Genomic DNA, 22879 nt, shown 5'->3' with positions numbered 1-22879 from the left:
AATTACTTGCTAATAGTATGCTGTCGGCCAGACCTATACCATTCAATGCACTCTTCGAGCGAATCCGTCCACTCATCATCCCTATGTAATGGGACGGGTTGGAATTTCAAAATACAGCTTGCGTCCTTAAAATCTGGGAGTAGCCAAGATGCTACAGTGTAGCGGAATTGGCTCCAGTCATTTGTAGCCGGGTGCATAGATACCGCCAGAAGGTCAAACTCTCCAAAGCGGTATGGTCGGGTGTTTTCCTCGCCTTTTTTACCACCTCGTGTCTTTTGAGTTTCAACAACATATTTTTCGGGGGAAAGGACGCGATAGCCTTCATTTGCCATCATAGGTCGCTGTTCTTTCTTACGCTGCATTTTTACCTGAATACCAATGTCTCCAATGGTATCGGAAATTTTAAAGTCGAACGGGAGGTCGCCGGGCGGCGTGATGTCTTGCCAGCCTGTTAGTTTATCCAGAACTTCAACTTTGAAACTCGCTTCTGCAATAATCCCCCGGATTCCTCGCTTGGTAAGATCTGAGCCGCGTGAAATGGCTTCCAGTATGACTTCCGCCTGTGCGTTAAACTCATCCTCCAGAGTATGTATTTTTATCTGACTACGGAGGTATTTGAAAATTTCTTCCCGTTCCTCGTTGCTGAGTTCGGATAGACGTTGCCGTAACTCGATCATTCACTGCTCCTTGGCTACCTTTGGGCGTCCAGCCTTCTCCGGCTGGAAATTCATAACGTCCTCACGAGAGACGAGGACATACCCGGCTACGGTCAGGGTGCGGACTCGTCCCCGCTTGATCAGTCGGCCTATGGCTTGTCTGGTAACGCCTCTGAGCCTTGCCGCGTCTGCCTGTGAGACCCATTCGTCTAAATTGGTTGACATTGACAACCCATTAACTTAACCTTGCCGTGTGGTAGGATTTGGCTCGCCATATCCTCGAAAATCCTCTATTAGATCACGGCCAGAATGACTGAACAACTTACCCTTGCAGTTGAAGAAACTGAAAAATTGGCCATTCCTAATATTTTTGAGAATGGCTTTTCTAATCCTTTCTATTCCACCGACCGGGGAGAGGCATATCTCGGGGATTCATTGGATTACCTGAAAAGCATAAAAACCGGGTCGGTTAATCTTGTGGTCACGTCTCCCCCTTATGCTTTGCATTTTAAGAAAGCTTACGGAAACAAAGATAAAGCCGATTACAATGAATGGTTTATCCCGTTTGCTAAGGAAGTAGCCAGAATCCTTACCGATGATGGTAGTTTTGTCCTTAACATTGGCGGTAGTTACAATAAAGGCGAGCCAACACGCTCGATTTATCATTACAAGCTTTTGATCGAATTGGTTGAAACTGTCGGTTTCTACCTTGCACAAGAGTGCTTCTGGTACAATCCCGCAAAAATGCCAGTTCCTGCGGAATGGGTTACTGTTCGCCGTATACGAATTAAAGACTCCGTTGAATACGTTTGGTGGCTATCAAAAACTCCATGGCCCAAGGCAAATAATAGGAACGCCTTACGTCCATACAGTGACGATATGCTTAGATTGAACAAGAAAGGCGTTAAAACTACTACTAGGCCATCTGGGCACGCTATCCGTGACTCCTTCGATAAAGTTCACGCTGGCGGCTCCATACCACCAAATATGATTGACGATGATACGCCAACTGACTTGTTGAAATTCGGAAATAATTCGGCTAACGATTCTTACACGAAAAGATGTAAGGAAGCGGGGATTAAAATACACCCTGCACGCTTTCCGGCTGCTTTGCCTGAGTTTTTTATCAAGCTTCTTACCGATCCCGGTGATGTGGTGCTTGACCCGTTTGCGGGATCTAATACCACTGGGAAAGTGGCTGAAGGATTAAAACGGTATTGGTTTGCCTTTGACCAAGTTGAAGAGTATTTAGAAGCCAGCAAATTTAGATTTGACTGAAATAAAAAGCCCGCATTGCTGCGGGTTTTTTATTGAGTGGGTTTGGCTATTGATAAGGGTCATAAGGGTCTTGAAACGGGCTTGGGGGCTTAGGTTTTAAAAGTCTTCTCCTTCTGGCCTGTTTCGCCTGCTCGGCTTCTTCTCTGTCAAATTCTATTATTTGCGTGTTGGTAAACTTGTCAGATACGAATAGCTGAACTTTTTCTTTAAAGCCAAATGCAACCTTGTTGGGGTCTAGTCCTTTCTCTTCAAGCTGTTCTTTTACAGACCATAGATAGTCGTGTCGCTTTTCTTTTCCCATGTATTTAGCGGTTTGTAAGATGTTTTCTTTCATTTCTTGATACAGGGTATCGGTGTCCTCGTGCATTCGTTTGGCATGTAGTACCTTGTCCACCTTTACGTCAAATTTATGGATTAGTGGTTCTAGTTTTTGGTCAAGTATCGTTATAGCTTGCTTAATTCTTTTGTGCTTTGCGGATTCGGCTGTCACTTTTCCTTTTAAATCATTTAGATTTTTTTGTAATTTATCTTTTTCTGCTTTAAAGTTTTTCCCTAGCTCAACTTTTTTGTTTTGTAGCTGTGTAATGTCTCGCTGAATATCTGTTCGTTTTTGCGTGATAGTGCTAAGGATTGTCGTGTTTTCTTTGATTTTGCTGTCAAACTGGGCGAGCCTTTTGCTCCAATGTGTTTCGGCCTTTTCAATCTTCATTTGTAAATTAAGGCTGATTTGTTGCCCTTGGCGTATTTCTTGGTCAATAGTCCCTTTTGTTTGTTGCTTATTCTCGATTTCTATTGAGATTTCCTCAAGTTTATTTTGTTTGTCTTCAAGTTGCTCTTGTCGCATTGTATAAAGGTTAAATGCCCTATCTTCTTTGGCTTTCTTACTTTCAAGCCTGATTTTCTTTCTAAGTTCAAGGTTTTCTTGGGTTTGCTCCAATCTATTAGCTTCAAGTGGTATGTTTTCCGTTTTAAATTTTTTGTTGATGTGCTTGTAAAATAGCTCCTGCAACGCTTCGCCTATTATTTGGCTCTCCTGATATGTCTGTTGCTTGGTGTTTACAGGCGTGTAATTCTTGAAAAATTCAACATGTTTAATGACTTTATTGGCAAGCATCGCTTGCTGTTCTGTTAGGTCATATTCCCCTGTTCTTTTGTTTTTACAGTCGATAAAAATATGAGGGTGGTCGCCAACCTTCTTTTTACCTCCCTCTAATTCATCGCCGTGGTAAACCGTCAATAGGAAGTTATAGTCGGGAAAATATTTGGCGTAGAAGTCCTGAATTGCAGAAACGTAGAATTCAGGCGGTAGATCTACTTGGTTGTGCATGGGGAATTTAAAGAAAGCCTCTTGGATAACCGTTTTACGTCCATCCAGCGGTTTTTCTGCTTGGGTGATAGTGTTGTGTAGGTCTATGTAGTTTTGGACGCTTTTGAGCTTCTGGGCCTTCCTGCTGACCTCGAAGGCTTCAAAATCTTCTTTGACCTGTTCGCTGTCGATGTAATCGCCACGGTCGATCAGATCATCAAGGTAGGCGGCTATGGGTTGGCCTGCCTCATCTTTAATGATTTTCTTAATTTTGTATTTATATTTGCCTTTGGTTTCTACATCTTCTTTTCTCTGCTCTTTGCTTCTATTGACCAGATGAAAAGGCGTTAGTGTGTCTTTAATGAATGACAAGGCCGACGCCTCATTCATTGGTACAGACATACCATTGACTATAAATATGTTGTTGTGGGATAGGTCTTCATCCCATTGTATTTTCTTTTCTTCTTTGCTGTGAACACGCAAGGAATGCTTTAAGGATTTGCCTAATTTTTTAAGTGTAGAGACTGAAAAATTAAGTCTCTTATATAGCATGGTTGTGCTTTTGATTTCATTGCTCATTTAACCCTCAGTAGTTGTTATTTTTTACTCCTAAATTGCAGCGAGATGCTTTTGTTTTGCTCTTGGGTATCCAAAGGGGCACCCTTTGGCCCGGCGTTACCACTTCTCATCTTTTGCGAAGCAAAAGTGTGAAGTGGTAACCAAAGGGTTGATAAATGCTTCATATCGCTTTGCTCATTGCCCTTATTTATAATTTACCATAGATTAAATTTTGATCAAATGTGTAGGCTGTTTGTGCTTGCGTATGCGTGCGTGCGGTGTAGTAATCTTTATTATGGTTATCTGTTATATTTGATATCTATATATTGATAACTAAAGACGCAAGCGTATGCGTGTATACACATGAGGCGTGTGTAGGGGCGTGCATTATGCGAGATGATTTGTAAAAAAGATGGTCGTTTAGAAAAGGTCAAAAGCTCTTCTGGTGGGTAAGAGCTTTTCTTTTAATGTGTAACCCCTCCAAAAGTGAGAATTTAGAGGGGGTATTGTTCAAACTGTTAGATCAAACATATCTTGAAGATCGGTAAGATTCCACGCCTTCAAAATATTTTTTTGGGGTAGGAATGCACTGGTGTGGGTCAACTCTTCTACTGTGTCGGGATTGGCTCTTGAAATTCGTAACTGGCTCAAACTTGATTGTCTATGGTGCTCTGCATAGAAAATTATTCCATTTTCTTTGAAGAACGTATTGATCTTGGCTCTCCCCTCTTCGGTCATAAAGAGGTCAACGAGCGTTTGATAATCATCAATTTCAATCGTTTCTGTGGGGCTATCGGCTTCTAGGGCTGCAATTTCTTGGGTTAACTCTTCGATCTTTGTTTCTGTATTGGCAAGTTCTTGCATTACTGGAAGGGGAATCTTCCCACCGAAAGCCCGGATGCTCATTGTTAGGTTTTCATAGGTCGTTCGGAATTGACCCAATTGGGCGGACTTCTCTTTGATTAGTATATTTGTATCAACCGAGGGAGATCGACGTAACAAGCCGCCAAATTGAGCGTTTAAAAGGTTGTTTTTACCTGCTTCACCTTCGTCAATCTGCAAAAGCTTCCAAACATCGGTTGTTATTTTTAGTTTTTCAAGGCTTTTGAGTAGCAAGCCGAAAACATACTCAAAGCGTATGTTGTCGGTGTTGCATTTAGATGGATTTATTCTCTTGGTGTTGCATTTGAAATGCGGGTAAATCTTTCCTTTGTAGCGACTTCCACGATGGTCATAATAGATTTTATCGCCACAAGAAAGGCAAAAAATTTGATTTTTGAATATATTGAAGTCTTGTTCGGTTCTTCTGCCATTGTAGTTTTTTATTTTTCGCTCTTTCATCTTGTCGAGTGCCTGATAAAAGAGGGCTGGGGATATCAACTGCGGATAGTAGTTTTCAATGTATCCCGTTGGGATTTTTCTTGATTTTCCGTCTTCGTACTCTACCCGGTGAGTAGCAAGGCACCCGATTACGGTCTTATTGGCTATAAGTTTGTTAAGCGTCCCGTTGTTCCAATCTTTTTTCGAGATTAGATTGATTTTCTTGATCGCAGTGTTTAGGCCGTAGGTCAAGAGCAATTCAAATAGTGTTTGGATTTCTTTCTGCTCTTCTTCGTCTATGACGAATTGACCATCAACCACGCGAAGGCCGTAGGGTATTGATTTCCCTTTCTTGATGATTATCTCGCCGTTTTGGGCCTTTTCTCGGCGTTTATTCCACGATGACAAGAGACGTTTGGACTTTGTTTCGCTCTCTTCGTTGGCTCGTTTGGCGATTAGGCTAATCATCAAGAGGTTTTCAAAGTCTCTCGATGGATCGTTGTAGGAATAGGTTTTCTGGTCGGTAGTGGTGTAGATGTTGATCCCTTTCTTCAAGATGCCTTGAAGCAATTCCACGCCGTCTAGCACCCTCTGGCGAGTGATCCGGTCGATGGATTCCACTACAAGATAATCGTCCCTCTGGATGCTCCCTTGCTCGATACGATCAAGAATCTCTTTGAATTTGCCTGTCTTGGCGTTGTCGCCACGGAAGGCCGATTTCCCTCGGTCATAGACCACTTCGGCAATGGCTATGCCTGTGGTGTGCTCGAAGAGTTCTAGGGCCGTGTATTGGCGGTTTTCACTGTCGCCGGTCTGCTGGACGGCTCTGGAATAGCGAATGTAGGCGTAGGCGGCTGGCATTTTGGTATCTCTGAATTTCACTCGGAGAAATATACCACCGGATTATGATGCGGTTGCGCCGTGGGAAGTTGCCGGGCAGCGGTCCGGCGTCCAGGGGAAACTCGGAAACCAGCGCGCTGCCTTGTTCCAGCATGTGACGTGCCAGGTTGCGGTGGCGCTGTGGATAAAGTTTTTGCAAGCCGGTGCCGAGCACACCGATCGTCGCCCCGCCCACGTCGATGGCGGCTTGGTGTGCAGCACCGTCGATGCCCAGGGCCAGGCCGCTGGTCACGACAAAACCGGCCCGGGCCAGGCTGCGGGAAAACGCTGCCGCAGTGCTCAACGCCGGTGGCGAAGCACGGCGGCTGCCGACGATGGCCAACTGTGGTTTATCCACAAGCGCGGGGTCGCCGGCGACAAACAGCAGCGGCGGTGGGTTGGGGATTTCCGCGAGCAGCGCAGGGTAGGCGGGGTCGTCCCACATCAGCAAATGCTGGCCCGGACGCTCTAGCCAGGCCATTGCCGCCGCCGCGCCATCGCGCACTTCGGCGCTGCGTCGGGCGTCGCTCGCCGCTGGCGGCAGGCCCAGTGTCCGCCAGGCGGAAGCCGGTGCGCTGAGCGCCGCCGAGGCATTACCAAACGCGTGGATCAGTTTCAAAAAGCGTTGCGGGCCGACCTCGGGCAGACGCTGCAGACGCAAACGCGCCTCCAGCTCGGCGGGCGGGCAAGCGGGAAAATCGGGGCAGGGCATAAGACCATCCTTGATCTTTTCGGGATTACCCACATATCAAAACCTGTGGATAAGTCTGTTGATAATGCTTTGACAACTGCCTGACGAACGCAGTCCGACAGCCGGCATTTCAACCCTAGACGACCTTTTCGCAGGTGCCGAACGCGCAGAATCCCTTTATTATGTGCGCTCATGTTTGTCACACATTGCACAGTGCAGCTCATACGCTTATGGCCATTCTGAACATCCTCGAATTCCCGGACCCGCGCCTTCGCACCATCGCCAAACCGGTGACGGAAGTCGACGACGCCATCCGCCAGTTGGTGGATGACATGTTTGAAACCATGTACGAAGCCCCAGGCATTGGCCTGGCAGCGACTCAGGTCAACGTGCACAAGCGCGTCGTGGTCATGGACCTGAGCGAAGATCGCAGCGAGCCGCGGGTGTTCATCAACCCCGAGCTGGAAGAACTGACCGACGATATGGGCCAGTACCAGGAAGGCTGCCTGTCGGTGCCGGGGTTCTACGAGAACGTCGACCGTCCGCTGAAAGTCCGGGTCAAGGCCCTGGACCGCGACGGCAAGCCCTACGAACTGATCGCCGAAGGCCTGCTGGCCGTGTGCATTCAGCACGAATGCGACCACCTCAACGGCAAGCTGTTCGTCGATTACCTGTCGACGCTCAAACGCGACCGCATCAAGAAGAAGCTGGAAAAGCAGCACCGCCAGCAAGCTTGATCCTCCTCACTCCAGAAGGCTTGCTCCGGCAAGCCTTTTTCTTTTAAGCGAGAACTCCATGCGCATCGTCTTCGCGGGCACCCCCGAGTTTGCCGCCGAACACCTCAAGGCCCTGCTGGCCAGTCACCACGAAATCATCGCCGTCTACACCCAGCCCGACCGGCCGGCCGGCCGTGGGCAAAAGCTGATGCCGAGCCCGGTGAAGCAACTGGCTGTGGATAACAACATTCCGGTGCTGCAACCGCCGACCTTGCGCAACCCCGACGCCCAGGCCGAACTGGCCGCCCTCGCGCCGGACCTGATGGTGGTCGTGGCTTACGGCCTGATCCTGCCGCAGGTGGTGTTGGATATTCCCAAACTCGGCTGCATCAACAGCCACGCCTCGCTGCTGCCGCGCTGGCGCGGTGCTGCGCCGATCCAGCGCGCGGTGCAAGCTGGCGATGCCGAGAGCGGCGTGACCGTGATGCGCATGGAAGCCGGCCTCGATACGGGCCCGATGCTGCTCAAGGTCAGCACCCCGATCAGCGCCGCGGACACCGGTGGCACCCTGCACGATCGCCTGGCCGAACTCGGCCCGCCGGCCGTGCTGGAGGCCATCGCCGGCCTCGACGCCGGCACCCTGCACGGCGAAGTGCAGGACGATGCCCTGGCCACTTATGCACACAAGCTGAACAAGGACGAAGCACGCCTGGACTGGAGCCGCCCGGCCGTCGAGCTGGAGCGCCTGGTGCGCGCCTTCAACCCGTGGCCGATCTGCCACAGCACCCTGGCTGGCGAAGCGCTGAAAGTGCTGGCCGCCAACCTCGCCGAAGGGCAGGGCGCGCCGGGTGAAATCCTTTCCGCAAGCAAGGACGGCCTGGTCGTCGCCTGCGGCGAGCAAGCGCTGAGCCTGACCCGCCTGCAACTGCCCGGCGGCAAGGCGCTGAACTTCAGCGACCTGTTCAACAGCCGCCGCGAGAAATTCACCCCCGGCACGGTACTCGGCCAATGAACCCGCGTCTGGCCGCCGCCCGTGCTTTGGCCGCTGTGCTCAGCGGCAAAGCCTCGCTGAACAGTTCGCTGCCGGCGCAACTGGACAAGGTCGAAGCCCGCGACCGCGGCCTGACCCAGGACCTCGCCTTCGGCACCGCGCGCTGGCAGCCACGCCTGTCGGCGCTGGGCGAGCGCCTGCTGCAAAAACCCTTCAAAAGCGCCGATGCCGATGTGCAGGCCTTGATGCTGGTGGGCCTGTATCAGTTGTTCTACACCCGCGTCCCGGAACACGCCGCCATCGGCGAAACCGTGGGCTGCGCCGACAAGCTGAAAAAGCCCTGGGCCAAGGGCCTGCTCAACGCTGTGCTGCGCCGCGCCCAGCGTGAAGGCAACGACATCCTCGCCGAGCTGGAACGCGATCCGGTGGTGCGCACCGCCCATCCGCGCTGGCTGCAAAAGTCGCTGAAGGCGTTCTGGCCGGAGCAGTGGGAAGCCATCTGCGCTGCCAACAACGCCCACCCGCCGATGATCCTGCGGGTCAACCGCCGTCATCACAGCCGCGACGCTTACCTCGAATTGCTGCGCCAGGCCGGCATCGACGCCGCGCCGTGCCAGTACAGCGTCGACGGCATTCTGCTGACCGCCGCCTGTGATGTGCGTGACCTGCCCGGCTTCGCCGACGGCTGGATCAGCGTCCAGGACGAAGCCGCGCAACTGGCCGCCGACCTGCTGGAGCTGGCGCCGGGGCAACGGGTGCTGGACGCCTGCTGCGCCCCTGGCGGCAAGACCTGCCACGTGCTTGAAGTCGAGCCGAAGCTGGCCGGTGTGGTCGCTATCGACCTGGAAGCCAAGCGTCTGGTGCGCGTGCGCGAGAACCTCGACCGCCTCGGCCTCGACGCCCAACTGATCGCCTGCGATGCCCGCAACACCGGCGAGTGGTGGGACGGCAAGGGCTTCCAGCGCATCCTGCTGGACGCACCGTGCTCGGCCACCGGCGTAATCCGCCGCCACCCGGACATCAAGCTGACCCGCCAGGCCGACGACATCGCCGCACTGGCCGCCCTCCAAGGCGAATTGCTCGATGCACTCTGGCCGACCCTCGAAGTCGGCGGCATGCTGCTCTACGCCACCTGTTCCACCCTGCCCACGGAAAACACCGAAGTGATCGAGGCGTTCCTCGCCCGCACCCCCGGCGCCCGTGAGCTGGACCTGGCCACCGACGCCGGCATCCGCCAGCCGCACGGTCGCCAGTTGCTCGCCCAGGAAGGCGGGCACGACGGTTTCTACTACGCCAAGCTGATAAAAATCGCCGCCGCGCGCGGCCTATAACAACAAAGGAAGGGACAGCGGATGAAGATCATCATCCTTGGCGCGGGGCAGGTCGGCGGGACGCTGGCCGAACACCTGGCCAGTGAAGCCAACGACATCACCGTGGTCGACACCGATGGCGAGCGCCTGCGCGATCTTGGCGATCGCCTGGATATCCGCACCGTCCAGGGCCGCGGCTCGCTGCCGACCATCCTGCGCCAGGCCGGCGCCGACGATGCCGACATGCTGGTGGCGGTAACCAACAGCGACGAGACCAACATGGTCGCCTGCCAGGTCGCCTACACGCTGTTCCACACCCCGACCAAGATCGCCCGCGTCCGCGAATCGTCCTACCTGACCCGCAACGAGCTGTTCGACAACGAAGCCATTCCGGTGGACGTGCTGATCAGCCCGGAACAGGTGGTGACCCACTACATCAAGCGCCTGATCGAGCATCCGGGCGCCCTGCAGGTGATCGACTTCGCCGACGGCAAGGCGCAACTGGTGGCGGTCAAGGCCTACTACGGCGGGCCGCTGGTAGGTCAGCAACTGCGCCAGATCCGCGCGCACATGCCCAATGTCGATACCCGCGTGGCGGCGATCTTCCGGCGCGACCGGCCGATCCTGCCGCAAGGCGACACGGTGATCGAAGCCGATGACGAGGTGTTCTTCATCGCCGCCAAGGCCCACATCCGTGCGGTGATGGGCGAGCTGCGCCGCCTCGATGAAACCAACAAGCGCGTGGTGATCGCCGGTGGCGGGCAGATCGGCGAGCGTCTGGCCGAGGCCATCGAAAGCCGCTATCAGGTGAAGATCATCGAGATGAGCGCGGCCCGTTGCCGCTACCTCTCCGACACCCTCGACAGCACCGTGGTGCTCCAGGGCAGTGCCTCGGACCGCGACCTGCTGCTGGAAGAAAACATCGCCGACGCCGACATCTTCCTGGCCCTGACCAACGACGACGAGGCCAACATCATGTCCTCGCTGCTGGCCAAGCGCCTCGGCGCGCGCAAGGTGATGACCATCATCAACAACCCGGCCTATGTCGACCTGGTGCAGGGCGGCGAGATCGATATCGCCATCAGCCCGCAGCTAGCCACCATCGGCACCTTGCTGGCCCACGTGCGCCGCGGCGATATCGTCAGCGTGCACTCGCTGCGCCGTGGCGCGGCGGAAGCCATCGAAGCGATCGCCCACGGCGACTCGAAGTCGAGCAAGGTGGTGGGCAAGGCCATCGAAGACATCAACCTGCCGCCGGGCACCACCATCGGCGCAATCATCCGAGACGACGAAGTGCTCATCGCCCACGACGACACGGTGATCAAGAGCGGCGACCACGTGATCCTGTTCGTTGTGGATAAAAAGTACATTCGCGATGTGGAAAAGTTGTTCCACGTCGGTCTGACGTTCTTCTGACCGTTACCGAAGGAAGGGAAGGCAATGCGCGAATCGCTGGAAAAAATGCTCGCCAAGGGTGTGGATAACCCGCTGTTGCGCTTTGGGCTGGGCAAGTCCTGGCTGGACGAAGGCAACGGCGCCGAAGCGGCGGTGCACCTGGCGCGGTGTGTGGAGCTGGATCCGAAGTATTCGGCGGCGTGGAAATTGCTCGGCAAGGCGTGGGTGGCGGCTGGGGATAACGCTGCGGCACGGGCGGCCTGGGAGCAGGGGATTGCGGCGGCGCAGGCTCATGGGGACAAGCAGGCCGAGAAGGAGATGGCGGTGTTCTTGAAGAAGCTGGATAAAGCCGGGAATTGAGTTGAATTCATCGCCGGCAAGCCGGCTCCCACAGGTCCGGGGTGTGCACGAAACCTGTGGGAGCCGGCTTGCCGGCGATGAGTCCCTCAGTACCAGCGCGGCTCGCCGGGAGGCCGCTTCTTGAACCGCTTCATGCTCCACATGTACTGGCTCGGATAGGCCCGCACATACTTTTCCACAACCTGGCTCATCGCCGCCGCCGAAGTCTCGGTGTCGGTGCTGTACATCGCCTCCGGCGCCGCTTCCAGGATCACCTTGAAGCCCGAGCCATCCGGCAGCCGCAAGGCATGCAGGAACACCCCCACTGCCTTGCCGCCCGCCAGCATGTTCGGCACGAACTTGCTGGTCAGCGCTTTCGTCCCCAGGAACGGCACGAAAATCCCCGCCGATTCCGCAGGCTCCGGGTCAGCCGGAATCCCCACCTGACCGCCACGACGCACTTCCTTGATGATGCTCAGGATGCCTTCCTTGGTCGAGGGCGCAACGCGGTTGCCCAGTTGCACGCGCTGCTCGCGCAGCAGGTCATCGACCGCCTTGAGCTTGGGCGGGCGGTAGAAAATGATCGGTTTGCACTGGCTGCAATAGAAGTGGTTGAGCACTTCCCAGTTGCCGAGGTGGCTGGTGATGCCGACCACGCCTTTGCCCGAGGCCAGGGCGTCTTTCAACACCTCCAGGCCTTCGACTTCACGCACCAGGTCGATGGAACGCTGCGCCGGCCAGATCCAGGCGCACGCGCTTTCGGTGAAGGACTTGCCGATATCCATCAACGTGCGACCCACCAGCTTCTCGCGCTCGACCGGGTCCATCTCCGGGAAGCACTTGGACAGGTTGATCCGCACCACTTCACGGGAGCTGTTCGGTACCTTCCACATGATCCAGCCGATGGCCGCGCCGACCCGTTGCACTGCGCCCCAGGGCAGCTTGGCAAACAACCGCAACGCCCCGACCATCAAGGCGCCCTTGAACTTTTCCACAGGCAGGTTCCTCCGTAAGCAAGCCGGGCATTGTAACCGTCAGCGCAGCAGGGCGGCGTATCGATCGCAATCGGTGGTGTGATCCATGACCATGCCGGTGGCCTGCATGAAGGCATAACAGATGGTCGGGCCGACAAAGGTGAACCCGGCCTTTTGCAGCGCCTTGCTCATGGCCTTGGCCTCGTCGGTGACCGCCGGCACTTCGCTGCGCCCGACAAAGTGATTGATCTTCGGCTGGCCGCCGACAAAGGACCAGAGGAAGGCCGCCGGGTCGTCCAGCTTCAGCCAGGCCAGCGCATTGCGCCGCGAAGCCTTGAGCTTCAGGCGGTTGCGGATGATGCCGGGGTCGAGCATGCGTTCTTCGATTTCTTCATCGGTCATTTGCGCCAGCCGATGCGGGTCGAAACCGAACATCACTTGCCGGTAACGCTCGCGCTTTTTCAGCACGGTGATCCACGACAGTCCGGCCTGGAATCCTTCCAGAAGCAGCATTTCGAAGAGCTGCCCGGCATCGCGCTGCGGCGTGCCCCATTCCTGATCGTGATAAGCCTGATACAGCGGATCGTCGGTACACCAAAAGCAACGTGGCATAAAGCACCATGGGTAGAGGCCGGGGCGAATCGGGTTATACTCCCGCTCTTTATATTCGCAGCCCTAGAAACAGGTGAATTTCGTGAGCCAGCCTACGCCAGCCGTGCGTACCTTCCAAGACTTGATCCTCGCGCTCCAGCAATACTGGGCCGAGCAAGGTTGTGTGGTGCTTCAGCCCTACGATATGGAAGTGGGCGCCGGCACCTTTCATACCGCCACGTTTCTGCGCGCCGTAGGCCCGGAAACCTGGAACGCCGCTTACGTGCAGCCAAGCCGTCGCCCGGCCGATGGCCGTTACGGTGAAAACCCCAACCGCCTGCAGCACTACTACCAGTTCCAGGTGGTGCTCAAGCCGAACCCGGCCAACTTCCAGGAGCTGTACCTCGGCTCGCTGAAAGCCATTGGCCTGGATCCGCTGGTTCACGACATCCGTTTCGTCGAAGACAACTGGGAATCGCCGACCCTCGGCGCCTGGGGTCTGGGTTGGGAAATCTGGCTCAACGGCATGGAAGTCACCCAGTTCACTTACTTCCAGCAAGTTGGCGGCATCGAATGCCTGCCGGTCACCGGTGAAATCACCTATGGCCTGGAGCGTCTGGCCATGTACCTGCAGGGCGTCGACTCGGTCTACGACCTGGTCTGGACTGACGGTCCGTTCGGCAAGGTGACCTACGGCGACGTGTTCCACCAGAACGAAGTGGAGCAGTCGACCTACAACTTCGAACATGCCAACGTCGAGAAGCTGTTCGAGCTGTTCGATTTCTATGAAAGCGAAGCCAACCGCCTGATCGAGCTGGAACTGCCGCTGCCGACCTACGAAATGGTCCTCAAGGCGTCCCACACCTTCAACCTGCTGGATGCCCGCCGCGCCATCTCGGTCACCGAGCGCCAGCGTTACATCCTGCGCGTGCGCACCCTGGCCCGTGCCGTGGCCCAGAGCTACCTGAACGCCCGCGCCAAGCTGGGCTTCCCGATGGCAACCCCTGAATTGCGTGATGAAGTGTTGGCCAAGCTGGAGGCTGCAGAATGAGTGCTCAAGATTTCCTGGTTGAACTGGGCACCGAAGAGCTGCCACCCAAGGCCCTGGCCAGCCTCGGCGATGCCTTCCTCGCCGGCATCGAAAAAGGCCTGCAGGCCGCCGGCCTGAACTACACCGGCAAACAGGTGTACGCCGCGCCGCGCCGTCTGGCCGTGCTGATTCGTCAACTCGACACCCAGCAGCCAGACCGCAGCATCAACGTCGACGGCCCGCCCCGCCAGGCCGCGTTCGACGCCGAAGGCAACCCGACCCAGGCCGCCCTGGGCTTCGCCAAGAAATGTGGCGTGGAGCTGTCGGAAATCGACCAGAGCGGCGCCAAGCTGCGCTTCTCCCAGCACATCCCGGGCAAGGCAACCGCCAGCCTGCTGCCGACCATCGTCGAAGACTCCCTGAACGACCTGCCGATCCCCAAGCGCATGCGCTGGGGTGCTCGCCGCGAAGAGTTCGTGCGTCCAACCCAATGGCTGGTCATGCTGCTGGGTGACGAGGTGGTCGATTGCACCATCCTCGCCCAGACTGCCGGTCGCGAATCCCGTGGCCACCGCTTCCACCACCCGGAAAACGTGCGCATCAGTGCTCCGGCCAACTACCAGGAAGATCTGCGCAAGGCCTACGTCCTGGCTGACTTCGCCGAGCGTCGCGAGCTGATCAGCAAGCGCACCGCTGAACTGGCGATGCAGCAGGAAGGCACCGCGATCGTCCCTCCAGCCCTGCTGGACGAAGTGACCGCGCTGGTCGAGTGGCCGGTTCCGCTGGTCTGCTCGTTCGAGGAGCGTTTCCTTGAAGTGCCGCAAGAAGCCCTGATCACCACCATGCAGGACAACCAGAAGTACTTCTGCCTGCTGGACGTCGACGGCAAATTGCTGCCGCGCTTCATCACCGTGGCCAACGTCGAGAGCCGCGATCCGAAGCAGATCATCGAAGGCAACGAGAAGGTCGTGCGTCCACGCCTGACCGACGCCGAGTTCTTCTTCAAGCAGGACAAGAAGCAGCCACTGGCAAGCTTCAACGACCGCCTGCAGAACGTGGTCTTCCAGGCCCAGTTGGGCAGCGTCTTCGACAAGGCCGAGCGCGTTTCGAATCTGGCCGCGTTCATCGCCGGCAAGATCGGTGGCGACGCCCAGCGCGCAGCCCGCGCAGGCCTGCTGTCCAAGTGCGACCTGGCCTCCGAGATGGTCGGCGAATTCCCTGAAATGCAGGGCGTCGCCGGTTACTACTACGCGCTCAACGACGGCGAGCCGGAAGATGTTGCCCTGGCCCTGAACGAGCAGTACATGCCGCGCGGTGCTGGCGCTGAATTGCCATCGACCCTGACCGGCGCGGCCGTGGCCATCGCCGACAAGCTCGACACCCTGGTCGGCATCTTCGGCATCGGCATGCTGCCAACCGGCAGCAAAGACCCGTATGCACTGCGTCGTGCGGCCCTGGGCGTACTGCGCATCCTGATCGAGAAGCAACTGGACCTGGACCTGACCGACGCTGTCGACTTCGCGGTCAAGCAGTTCGGTGCCAAGGTCAAGCCGGCCGGCCTGGCCGAGCTGGTGCTGGAATTCGTCTTCGACCGCCTGCGTGCGCGCTACGAAGATGAAGGCATTGATGTCGCCACCTACCTGTCGGTCCGTGCCCTGAAGCCGGGTTCGGCGCTGGACTTCGACCAGCGCGTGCAGGCCGTCCAGGCCTTCCGCCAACTGCCGGAAGCCGCCGCCCTGGCCGCGGTGAACAAGCGTGTGTCGAACCTGCTGAGCAAAGCCGAAGGCACCGTGGCCACCACCGTCGAGCCGAAGTACTTCGACAACGCCAACGAGTTCTCGCTGTACTCGGCGATCCAGCAGGCCGACCACGCCGTGCAACCGCTGGCAGCAGCGCGTCAGTACCGCGAGTCGCTGGCGCGTCTGGCTGCCCTGCGTGAGCCGGTGGATGCGTTCTTCGAAGCGGTGATGGTCAATGCCGAAGACGCCAACGTGCGGGCCAACCGTTATGCCCTGCTCAGCCGCCTGCGCGGTCTGTTCCTGGGCGTGGCCGACATCTCGCTGCTGGGGTAAGCCTTGAAACTGCTGATTCTCGATCGTGACGGGGTGATCAACCAGGACTCCGACGCCTACATCAAGTCGCTGGAGGAATGGATTCCGATCCCCGGCTCGATCGAGGCCATCGCGCAGTTGAGCCAGGCCGGCTGGACGGTGGCCGTCGCCACCAACCAGTCCGGCATCGCCCGCGGCTACTACCCGTTGTCGACCCTCGACGCCATGCACGCCCGCCTGCGTGAGCTGGTGGCCGCGCAGGGTGGGGACGTCGGGCTGATCGTCCACTGCCCGCACGGGCCGGACGATGGCTGCGATTGCCGCAAACCAAAACCCGGGATGCTCCGCCAGATTGCCGAATACTATGACGCCAGCCTCGCTGGCGTGTGGTTCGTCGGCGACAGCAGCGGTGACCTGGAAGCCGCGGCAACCGTCGATGCTCAACCGGTTCTGGTACGCACCGGCAAGGGTGAGAAGACCCTCGCCAAGGGCGTTGCGCCGGATACACTGATTTTCGATGACCTGGCTGCCGTCGCCAGAGCACTTATCCACAAATAGCGCGCCTGCCCCTTGCGGGCGCACTCTTACTAGGCGGGCCCTCCCGCAACGGTACAAGCCGCTATGTCGATCCTGCAGGCGATCAGAATCGTTCCCTTTTATCTGTTGTTGGGCGCCAGCGCGCTGATCTGGTGTTCACTCAGCTTCTTTATCGCGCCGTTCCTGCCGTTCCGTTATCGCTATCGCTGGATCAACGTCTACTGGTGCCGCTTCGCGCTGGTGCTGGTGCGGGTGTTCCTGAATATTCGGGTCAAGGTGACCGGCGCCGAGAACATCCCCGAGCGCCCCTGCGTGATCCTCTCCAATCACCAGAGCACCTGGGAAACCTTCTTCCTCTCCGCGTACTTCCAGCCCCTGAGCCAGGTGCTCAAGCGCGAGCTGCTGTACGTGCCGTTCTTTGGTTGGGCCATGGCCATGCTGAGGCCGATCGCCATCGACCGCGACAACCCCAAGGCCGCCCTGAAACAGGTTGCCGCCAAAGGCGACAAGCTGCTCAAGGAACGCGTGTGGGTACTGATCTTCCCGGAAGGTACCCGCGTGCCATTCGGCCAGATCGGCAAGTTCTCGCGCAGCGGCGCCGCCCTGGCAGTGAACGCCGACCTGCCGGTACTGCCCATCGCCCACAACGCTGGCAAGTACTGGCCCAAGGAAGGCTGGGGCAAGCGCGCTGGCACCATTGAAGTGGTGATCGGCGAGCCGATGTGGGCCGAAGGCAGTGGCCCGCGGGCGATCGCCGAACTGAACGACCGCGCTGCCGCGTGGAACGAAAAAACCCAGCGCGAACTGGGTTCGCTGCCCCCTCTGCAGGCGGTCAGCGAAACGCAGTCGGTGGCTTGACCCGTTCTGTGGATAACTTGTTGACAATATTTGGATGGATCACGAAAAAACGCGCTAACTCATTAATCTGCTTACATATTTCTATGTATGACTGTTTCGTGTAAATCGTGCATAAGTTTTTTCGCGGAATAAAAAAACCGGCTTTTACGCCGGTTTTTTTGTGCCTGTTATTCACACCTTGTCGATGTCGACATCACGGGTCTCTTTCAGACAGAACAGACCCACCACCAGACTGACGCCAGTGATCAGCACCGGGTACCAGAGCCCGTAGAAAATGTCGCCGGTGTACACCACCAATGCGAACGATACGGTGGGCAGGAAGCCGCCGAACCAGCCGTTGCCGATGTGGTAGGGCAGGGACATCGAGGTGTAGCGGATGCGGGTCGGGAACAGCTCGACCATCACCGCAGCCAACGGTCCGTAGGTCATGGTGGCGATCAGGATCATCACCACGATCAACAGCACCACCATCGGCTGGTTGACGCTGCTGGCGTCGGCCTTGGACGGGTAGCCGGCCTTCTCGATCGCTGCGCGCATGGCCGCCTCGTCGAAGCCCTCGATGCGCTGCTCACCCACCATCACTGCCACGCTGCTGCCGGCAGGCATCGATTGCGAGCTGTACGGCAGGCCCTGTTTGACCAGGAACGTCTTGACCTTGTCGCAAGGGCTGTCGAATCGCGCCTTGCCCACCGGGTCGAACTGGAAGGTGCAGCCGGCAGGATCAGCCATCACCACGATGGGTGACTGACGACTGGCGGTGTCGATCTGCGGGTTGGCGTAGTGGCTCAGCGCTTTGAACAGCGGGAAGTAGAGCAGAGTGGCGAGCAGCAGGCCCGTCATCAGGATCGGCTTGCGCCCGATGCGGTCCGACAACCAGCCAAAGAAGACGAAGAACGGCGCGCCGATCACCACGCTGATGATCAGCAGGGTGTTGGCCTGGGCCGGATCCATCTTGAGCATCTGGGTCATGAAGAACAGCACGTAGAACTGCGCGGTGTAGAAGGTCACCGCCTGCCCGGCATTGATGCTGAACAGCGCCGTCAGAACGACCTTGAGGTTCGGCCAGGAGGTGAAGGACTCGCGGATCGGCGACTTGCTGATCTTGCCCTGAGCCTTCATTTTCACGAAGGCCGGCGACTCATGCATGCTCATGCGGATCCAGGTGGAGATCGCCAGCAGCACGATGGACAGCAGGAACGGCAGGCGCCAGCCCCAGGTTTCGAACTGGTCGCCACTGATGTAGCGGCTGCCCAGCACCACCAGCAGCGACAGCAGCAGGCCGAGGGTCGCGGTGGACTGGATGAAACCGGTGTGGAAACCGCGTTTTCCGTGCGGGGCGTGCTCGGCGACGTAGGTCGCTGCGCCGCCGTACTCACCGCCCAGCGCCAGGCCCTGGAGCATGCGCAGCACCACCAGGATGATCGGTGCGGCGATGCCGATGCTGGCGTAGGTCGGCAGCAAGCCAACGGCGAAGGTGGACAGGCCCATCAGCACGATGGTCACTAGGAAGGTGTACTTGCGGCCGATCATGTCTCCCAGCCGCCCGAACACCAGCGCACCGAAAGGCCTGACCAGGAACCCGGCGGCAAATGCCATCAGCGCAAAGATGAACGCCGTGGTGTCGTTGACCCCGGCGAAGAACTGCTTGCTGATGACCGCGGCCAGCGCCCCGTAGAGAAAAAAGTCATACCACTCGAAAACCGTCCCGAGGGATGACGCGAAAATGATCTTGCGCTCTTCGCGGCGGCTGCTGGCCGTCGTGGTTGCGCTCTGCTGCTGAAGGGTGTCCGACATCGTGCTGTCCTCGGCCCACGTTGGGGCACAGTGATTATTGTTGTTGTCCACTGTCGACACCGGTCGACTGCTGCCGGTGTCACTGTTGCCACGCCGCCCCGCACAAGGCTCAGGGCGTCGCTATCTTCGTGCGGTCACTGCGGCCGCTGATGGCCTCATGGCCCTGGCGGATCAGTTGCGCGGCCTTTTCCGCGATCATCAAGGTGGGTGAGCAGGTATTGCCCGAAACGATGTTCGGCATGATCGACGCATCGGCGATGCGCAGGCCGGCGACACCGTGAACCCGCAACTGCGCGTCCACCACATCCAGCGACCCGTTGCCCATGCGGCAGGTACCCACCGGATGGAAGATGGTGGTGCCAATCTGGCCGGCAGCGGCGTACAGGTCTTCGTCACTCTGCAACGCCGGTCCCGGCAGGTATTCGCGCGGCGAGAAGGGCGCGAGGGCAGGGGACTGGACGATATTGCGGGTCAGGCGGATGGCCTGGGCGGCGACCTGCAGGTCTTCCGGCGCGCTGAGGTAATTGGGGTCGATCAATGGCGCGTCGGCAGGGTCCGCCGAGCGGATATCCACACGTCCGCGGCTGAGCGGCCGCAGGTTACACACCGACGCCGTGAAGGCGGCGAAGCGGTGCAACGGCTCGCCAAATCGGTCCAGCGACAGCGGCTGAACGTGGTACTGGAGATTCGGCGAAGCCTGCTCCGGCCCCGAACGCACGAACGCGCCCAGTTGGCTCGGCGCCATGGCCAGCGGGCCACTGCGGTCATAGAGATAACGCAGACCCATGCCCATCTTGCCGAAGAGCGTGTTGGCCACCTGATTAAGGGTGCGGACATTGTCGACCTGGTAGATCAGCCGCAGTTGCAGATGGTCCTGCAGGTTGCCGCCAACGCCGGGCAATTCGTGGTTCACACCGATGCCCAAGCGCTCCAGCAGGGGCCGCGGACCGACGCCGGAACGCTGGAGGATTCCTGGCGAACCGACGGAGCCAGCGCACAGGATCACTTCACGGCGGGCGTCGAAGTTCTGCCATTGCCCCTGCCACCGTGCGCGCACCGCAGAGGCACGGCCGTTCTCCAGCAGCACACGGTCAACATCGACACCCGTCAGTACGCTCAGGTTGGTGCGGTGGGCAATCGGCCGGAGAAACGCCTTGGAGGCATTCCAGCGCACGCCGGCTTTCTGGTTGACCTGAAAATATCCACAGCCCTGGTTATCGCCGCCGTTGAAGTCATCGACGCTGGCGATCCCCTGTTGCGCGGCCGCCTCGCGAAACGCGTCGAGAATCGCCCAGGAATAACGCTGCTGCTCGACCCGCCATTCACCGTCAGCACCGTGCGCCTCGCTGGCCCCGGCGTAGTGCCGCTCGCTGGCCTTGAACAGCGGCAGCACGTCCTTCCACGCCCAGCCAGGATTGCCCTCGTCGGCCCAGCGGTCGTAGTCGCCGGACTGCCCGCGCATGTAGATCATGCCGTTGATCGAGGAACAGCCGCCGAGCACCTTGCCCCGTGGATAACCCAGGCTGCGTCCGTTGAGGCCGGCTTGGGATTCGGTCTTGAAGCACCAGTCGGTGCGGGGATTGCCAATGCAGTAGAGATAACCGACCGGGATATGAATCCAGGGGTAGTTGTCGCGGCCACCGGCTTCGAGCAGGGCAACGCGACAGGAAGGATCGGCGGACAACCGGTTTGCCAGCAGGCAACCCGCAGGACCGGCACCAACGATGACGTAGTCGTAGGAATGATCGGCTGATGGCATGAAGACCTCGCGCCTGATTTTTATTCTTGTCTTCCTTCAGTGTTATTGATTATTTTCGAGATGAAAACGTTCGTTTTCACTCAACCGCTGTGCGTTTAAACACAACGCCAGCAAGCCTGCGGTTAACAGGGACAGCCAATGTTCGACTGGAATGATCTGCGGTTTTTTCTCGAATTACAGCGCAGCGGCCGCCTGCTCACCGCTGCCAAACGCCTCAATACCACCCACAGCACCGTGGCCCGGCATATTGAAAATATCGAGCAAAGCCTGGGCACCGCGCTGTTCGTCCAACATGCCCAGGGCTATGAACTGACGCCGTCCGGCCAGGCCCTGCTCAAGCATGCCGAGGCGATGGAAAACGTCGCGCTGCTGGCCCAGGAAGAAATCACCCAGGCCATCACCCCGCTGGGCAAGATTCGCCTGGGGGTCACCGAAGGCATCGGCATCATGTTTTTCACCCCGCGCATGGGCAGCCTGTTCGACCGGTATCCGGGGCTGGAAGTGGAGCTGGTGGCGGTTCCGCGATTTGTCAGCATCATCAACCGCGAGGCGGAAATCAGCATCCACCTGGAGCGCCCCAACGCCGACCTGTTGATCACCCGCAAGCTCACCGACTACCGCCTGGCGCTCTATGCCAGCCCCGACTACCTCGCTCGCGCTCCCGCGCTGAACAGCCGCGAAGATCTGGCTCGGCATACCTGGATCGGCTACGTCGACGACCTGCTCTTCAGCCAGGAGCTGCTGTTCCTGCACAGCTTCTGCCGGGCACCGAACGTGGTGTTCCGCAGCACCAGCGTGATCGCCCAGCAGCATGCAGCGCGTGCCGGGCTGGGCATCGCCGTGCTGCCCAACTACATGGCGCGGCACGATCCGGGGCTGGTGCGCATCCTGCCCAGCGAAACCATCCAGCGCAGCTACTGGATAAGTACTCGTCGCGAGTTGCACAAGTCGGTACGTCTGCGGGTGGTCTGGGACTACCTGCTGGCGCTATGCGCGCAAGAGCAGGGCGAACTGCTGGCCGACTAGCTCAGTACAGTAAGGTGCTGAACGCCAGCGACACCGCAGCCCCCATCCCGACCAACGCGAACGCCTGCTGCAGACGCGGCCCGGCCAGATGGTGGGCGACCTGGCGTCCACCGAGCAGACCAGCCAGCGCGCCTGCGGCAAACGGCGCGCCGACCGCCCAGGGCATCACACCACTGAAACTCGCCGTCAGCACGCTGCCGCTGGAGACGAGGGCGATCACCGCCAGCGAGGTGGCCACCATGCTTTTCATGTCGAGGTTGGTGTAGCGACCCAAGGCCGGAATGATGACGAAACCGCCGCCCACGCCTAACAACCCGGACAGCAATCCTGCGAGCAATCCGGTAAAGGCGAGCGCCCGGGCGCAGGGTAGGGTCCAGCGCAAGCGTCCCTGCTGCGGGTTGAGGACGCAAGGCTGTATCTGTCGATTGGCACAGGGCGACTCGCCGCGTAGCTCGCGTCGGGCCCTTAGAAGCATCCGCCCACAGGCATACACCAGCACCGCCGAGAATCCCAACGCCAGCGGCGCGTTGGGCACTCGATGCGCCATCCAGAAACCGAAGGGCGCTGCCAACCAGCCGAGCCCGGCGATAAAGAATGCCGCCCGGTAACGCACCAACCCTTGGCGCCAGCCCAGTATCGCGCCTGCGCTGGCGGCCAGTCCTACCGCGAGCAAGCCCACCGGCGCCGCTTCGACCATCGACAAACCAAGTCCGAAGACCAGCAGCGGCACGGCAAGGATTCCTCCTCCGGCGCCCGTCAGCGCCAGGATCAAGCCGATGACCGCACCCAGTCCGGCACCGAGCAACTCATGTTCCATCAT

Annotated in this window: 19 protein-coding genes and 1 pseudogene; 11 read left to right on the top strand and 9 right to left on the bottom strand. The window is 58.1% G+C overall.

From position 1 onward, the window contains the following. Positions 1–2 precede the first annotated feature (2 nt). The gene (locus DM374_RS11225; RefSeq protein ID WP_078481969.1) at positions 3–677 is read right to left on the bottom strand and encodes a hypothetical protein; all 675 of its coding nucleotides are present in this window, start codon (positions 675–677) and stop codon (positions 3–5) included. A gap of 288 nt (positions 678–965) precedes the next feature. Here DM374_RS11225 and DM374_RS11215 point away from each other — a divergent pair, with 288 nt between their 5' ends. Then, positions 966–1934, top strand: coding sequence for a DNA-methyltransferase (locus DM374_RS11215; RefSeq protein ID WP_078481968.1), 969 nt, complete (start codon positions 966–968; stop codon positions 1932–1934). 46 nt (positions 1935–1980) lie between these two features. Here DM374_RS11215 and DM374_RS11210 read toward each other — a convergent pair whose 3' ends face one another. From DM374_RS11210 to DM374_RS11200, 3 genes and pseudogenes are all read right to left on the bottom strand, one after another. Then, the gene (locus tag DM374_RS11210; RefSeq protein WP_110969872.1) at positions 1981–3819 is read right to left on the bottom strand and encodes a coiled-coil domain-containing protein; all 1839 of its coding nucleotides are present in this window, start codon (positions 3817–3819) and stop codon (positions 1981–1983) included. Positions 3820–4308: 489 nt separating this feature from the next. Further along, the gene (locus DM374_RS11205; RefSeq protein WP_110969871.1) at positions 4309–5979 is read right to left on the bottom strand and encodes a recombinase family protein; all 1671 of its coding nucleotides are present in this window, start codon (positions 5977–5979) and stop codon (positions 4309–4311) included. A 43-nt stretch (positions 5980–6022) separates the two neighbouring features. Further along, positions 6023–6709: pseudogene (locus DM374_RS11200) on the bottom strand (DNA-processing protein DprA); the annotation flags it as partial. A gap of 209 nt (positions 6710–6918) precedes the next feature. Here DM374_RS11200 and def point away from each other — a divergent pair. Genes def through DM374_RS11175 form a run of 5 tightly spaced genes read left to right on the top strand, consistent with a single transcriptional unit; the run spans position 6919 to position 11460 of the window. After that, on the top strand, positions 6919–7425 hold the full coding sequence (gene def, locus DM374_RS11195) for a peptide deformylase (protein ID WP_095159098.1): 507 nt from the start codon (positions 6919–6921) through the stop codon (positions 7423–7425). Positions 7426–7483: 58 nt separating this feature from the next. Continuing rightward, complete coding sequence (fmt, locus tag DM374_RS11190) at positions 7484–8416, top strand: methionyl-tRNA formyltransferase (RefSeq protein WP_110969870.1); 933 nt, start codon at positions 7484–7486, stop codon at positions 8414–8416. Continuing rightward, positions 8413–9726, top strand: a complete 1314-nt coding sequence (gene rsmB / locus DM374_RS11185) for a 16S rRNA (cytosine(967)-C(5))-methyltransferase RsmB (RefSeq protein ID WP_110969869.1) — start codon at positions 8413–8415, stop codon at positions 9724–9726. The genes fmt and rsmB overlap by 4 nt, the downstream gene beginning before the upstream one ends. Before the next feature lie 21 nt (positions 9727–9747). Further along, positions 9748–11121, top strand: coding sequence for a Trk system potassium transporter TrkA (gene trkA, locus DM374_RS11180; protein ID WP_110969868.1), 1374 nt, complete (start codon positions 9748–9750; stop codon positions 11119–11121). Between the two features lie 24 nt (positions 11122–11145). Further along, on the top strand, positions 11146–11460 hold the full coding sequence (locus DM374_RS11175; protein ID WP_110969867.1) for a tetratricopeptide repeat protein: 315 nt from the start codon (positions 11146–11148) through the stop codon (positions 11458–11460). 86 nt (positions 11461–11546) lie between these two features. Here the strand turns inward: DM374_RS11175 and DM374_RS11170 are convergent, their stop codons facing one another. Next, positions 11547–12434, bottom strand: coding sequence for a lysophospholipid acyltransferase (locus DM374_RS11170; protein ID WP_110969866.1), 888 nt, complete (start codon positions 12432–12434; stop codon positions 11547–11549). 39 nt (positions 12435–12473) lie between these two features. Next, complete coding sequence (locus DM374_RS11165) at positions 12474–13025, bottom strand: DNA-3-methyladenine glycosylase I (protein WP_110969865.1); 552 nt, start codon at positions 13023–13025, stop codon at positions 12474–12476. Between the two features lie 82 nt (positions 13026–13107). Here DM374_RS11165 and glyQ point away from each other — a divergent pair, with 82 nt between their 5' ends. The 4 genes from glyQ to DM374_RS11145 all read left to right on the top strand — a co-directional run bounded on the left by glyQ (position 13108) and on the right by DM374_RS11145 (position 17480). Next, positions 13108–14055, top strand: coding sequence for a glycine--tRNA ligase subunit alpha (gene glyQ / locus DM374_RS11160; RefSeq protein ID WP_110969864.1), 948 nt, complete (start codon positions 13108–13110; stop codon positions 14053–14055). Next, positions 14052–16106 carry a glycine--tRNA ligase subunit beta gene (gene glyS / locus DM374_RS11155; protein ID WP_110969863.1) on the top strand — a complete coding sequence of 685 codons (2055 nt, stop codon included), beginning with the start codon at positions 14052–14054 and terminating at the stop codon, positions 16104–16106. Before glyQ ends, glyS begins: the two co-directional genes overlap by 4 nt. 3 nt (positions 16107–16109) lie before the next feature. Next, on the top strand, positions 16110–16643 hold the full coding sequence (gmhB, locus tag DM374_RS11150; protein WP_110969862.1) for a D-glycero-beta-D-manno-heptose 1,7-bisphosphate 7-phosphatase: 534 nt from the start codon (positions 16110–16112) through the stop codon (positions 16641–16643). A gap of 63 nt (positions 16644–16706) precedes the next feature. After that, positions 16707–17480 carry a lysophospholipid acyltransferase family protein gene (locus tag DM374_RS11145; RefSeq protein WP_095159107.1) on the top strand — a complete coding sequence of 258 codons (774 nt, stop codon included), beginning with the start codon at positions 16707–16709 and terminating at the stop codon, positions 17478–17480. 171 nt (positions 17481–17651) lie between these two features. Here DM374_RS11145 and DM374_RS11140 read toward each other — a convergent pair whose 3' ends face one another. Both DM374_RS11140 and DM374_RS11135 read right to left on the bottom strand, forming a co-directional pair. Continuing rightward, entirely contained in the window at positions 17652–19274 is a 1623-nt protein-coding gene (locus tag DM374_RS11140; RefSeq protein WP_110969861.1) for an MFS transporter, read from the bottom strand. A gap of 109 nt (positions 19275–19383) precedes the next feature. Then, positions 19384–21033 carry a GMC family oxidoreductase gene (locus DM374_RS11135; protein ID WP_110969860.1) on the bottom strand — a complete coding sequence of 550 codons (1650 nt, stop codon included), beginning with the start codon at positions 21031–21033 and terminating at the stop codon, positions 19384–19386. Positions 21034–21171: 138 nt separating this feature from the next. On the opposite strand from DM374_RS11135, the gene DM374_RS11130 reads away from it, so the two are divergent. Further along, positions 21172–22059: a LysR family transcriptional regulator gene (locus tag DM374_RS11130; protein ID WP_110969859.1), complete on the top strand. Its 888-nt coding sequence runs from the start codon at positions 21172–21174 to the stop codon at positions 22057–22059. Between the two features lies 1 nt (position 22060). Here the strand turns inward: DM374_RS11130 and DM374_RS11125 are convergent, their stop codons facing one another. Beyond that, positions 22061–22879 (bottom strand): sulfite exporter TauE/SafE family protein, encoded by an 819-nt coding sequence (locus tag DM374_RS11125; RefSeq protein ID WP_110969858.1) that lies wholly within the window; start codon positions 22877–22879, stop codon positions 22061–22063.

The sequence above is a fragment of the Pseudomonas huaxiensis genome, from assembly GCF_003231275.1.
Taxonomy (GTDB): domain Bacteria; phylum Pseudomonadota; class Gammaproteobacteria; order Pseudomonadales; family Pseudomonadaceae; genus Aquipseudomonas; species Aquipseudomonas huaxiensis.
The sequence above is the reverse complement of the archived record's forward strand: the minus strand, read 5'-3'. Positions and strand labels throughout refer to the sequence as shown.

Bases quoted from the DNA above. Each gene is read 5' to 3' on its own strand.
- def (WP_095159098.1), top strand. From the start codon at position 6,919: ATGGCCATTCTGAACATCCTCGAATTCCCGGACCCGCGCCTTCGCACC.
- DM374_RS11210 (WP_110969872.1), bottom strand. From the start codon at position 3,819: ATGAGCAATGAAATCAAAAGCACAACCATGCTATATAAGAGACTTAAT.
- DM374_RS11175 (WP_110969867.1), top strand. From the start codon at position 11,146: ATGCGCGAATCGCTGGAAAAAATGCTCGCCAAGGGTGTGGATAACCCG.
- DM374_RS11130 (WP_110969859.1), top strand. From the start codon at position 21,172: ATGTTCGACTGGAATGATCTGCGGTTTTTTCTCGAATTACAGCGCAGC.
- trkA (WP_110969868.1), top strand. From the start codon at position 9,748: ATGAAGATCATCATCCTTGGCGCGGGGCAGGTCGGCGGGACGCTGGCC.
- glyS (WP_110969863.1), top strand. From the start codon at position 14,052: ATGAGTGCTCAAGATTTCCTGGTTGAACTGGGCACCGAAGAGCTGCCA.
- fmt (WP_110969870.1), top strand. From the start codon at position 7,484: ATGCGCATCGTCTTCGCGGGCACCCCCGAGTTTGCCGCCGAACACCTC.
- DM374_RS11225 (WP_078481969.1), bottom strand. From the start codon at position 677: ATGATCGAGTTACGGCAACGTCTATCCGAACTCAGCAACGAGGAACGG.
- DM374_RS11145 (WP_095159107.1), top strand. From the start codon at position 16,707: ATGTCGATCCTGCAGGCGATCAGAATCGTTCCCTTTTATCTGTTGTTG.
- DM374_RS11125 (WP_110969858.1), bottom strand. From the start codon at position 22,879: ATGATGGAACATGAGTTGCTCGGTGCCGGACTGGGTGCGGTCATCGGC.
- DM374_RS11215 (WP_078481968.1), top strand. From the start codon at position 966: ATGACTGAACAACTTACCCTTGCAGTTGAAGAAACTGAAAAATTGGCC.
- DM374_RS11140 (WP_110969861.1), bottom strand. From the start codon at position 19,274: ATGTCGGACACCCTTCAGCAGCAGAGCGCAACCACGACGGCCAGCAGC.
- rsmB (WP_110969869.1), top strand. From the start codon at position 8,413: ATGAACCCGCGTCTGGCCGCCGCCCGTGCTTTGGCCGCTGTGCTCAGC.
- DM374_RS11205 (WP_110969871.1), bottom strand. From the start codon at position 5,979: ATGCCAGCCGCCTACGCCTACATTCGCTATTCCAGAGCCGTCCAGCAG.
- DM374_RS11135 (WP_110969860.1), bottom strand. From the start codon at position 21,033: ATGCCATCAGCCGATCATTCCTACGACTACGTCATCGTTGGTGCCGGT.
- DM374_RS11165 (WP_110969865.1), bottom strand. From the start codon at position 13,025: ATGCCACGTTGCTTTTGGTGTACCGACGATCCGCTGTATCAGGCTTAT.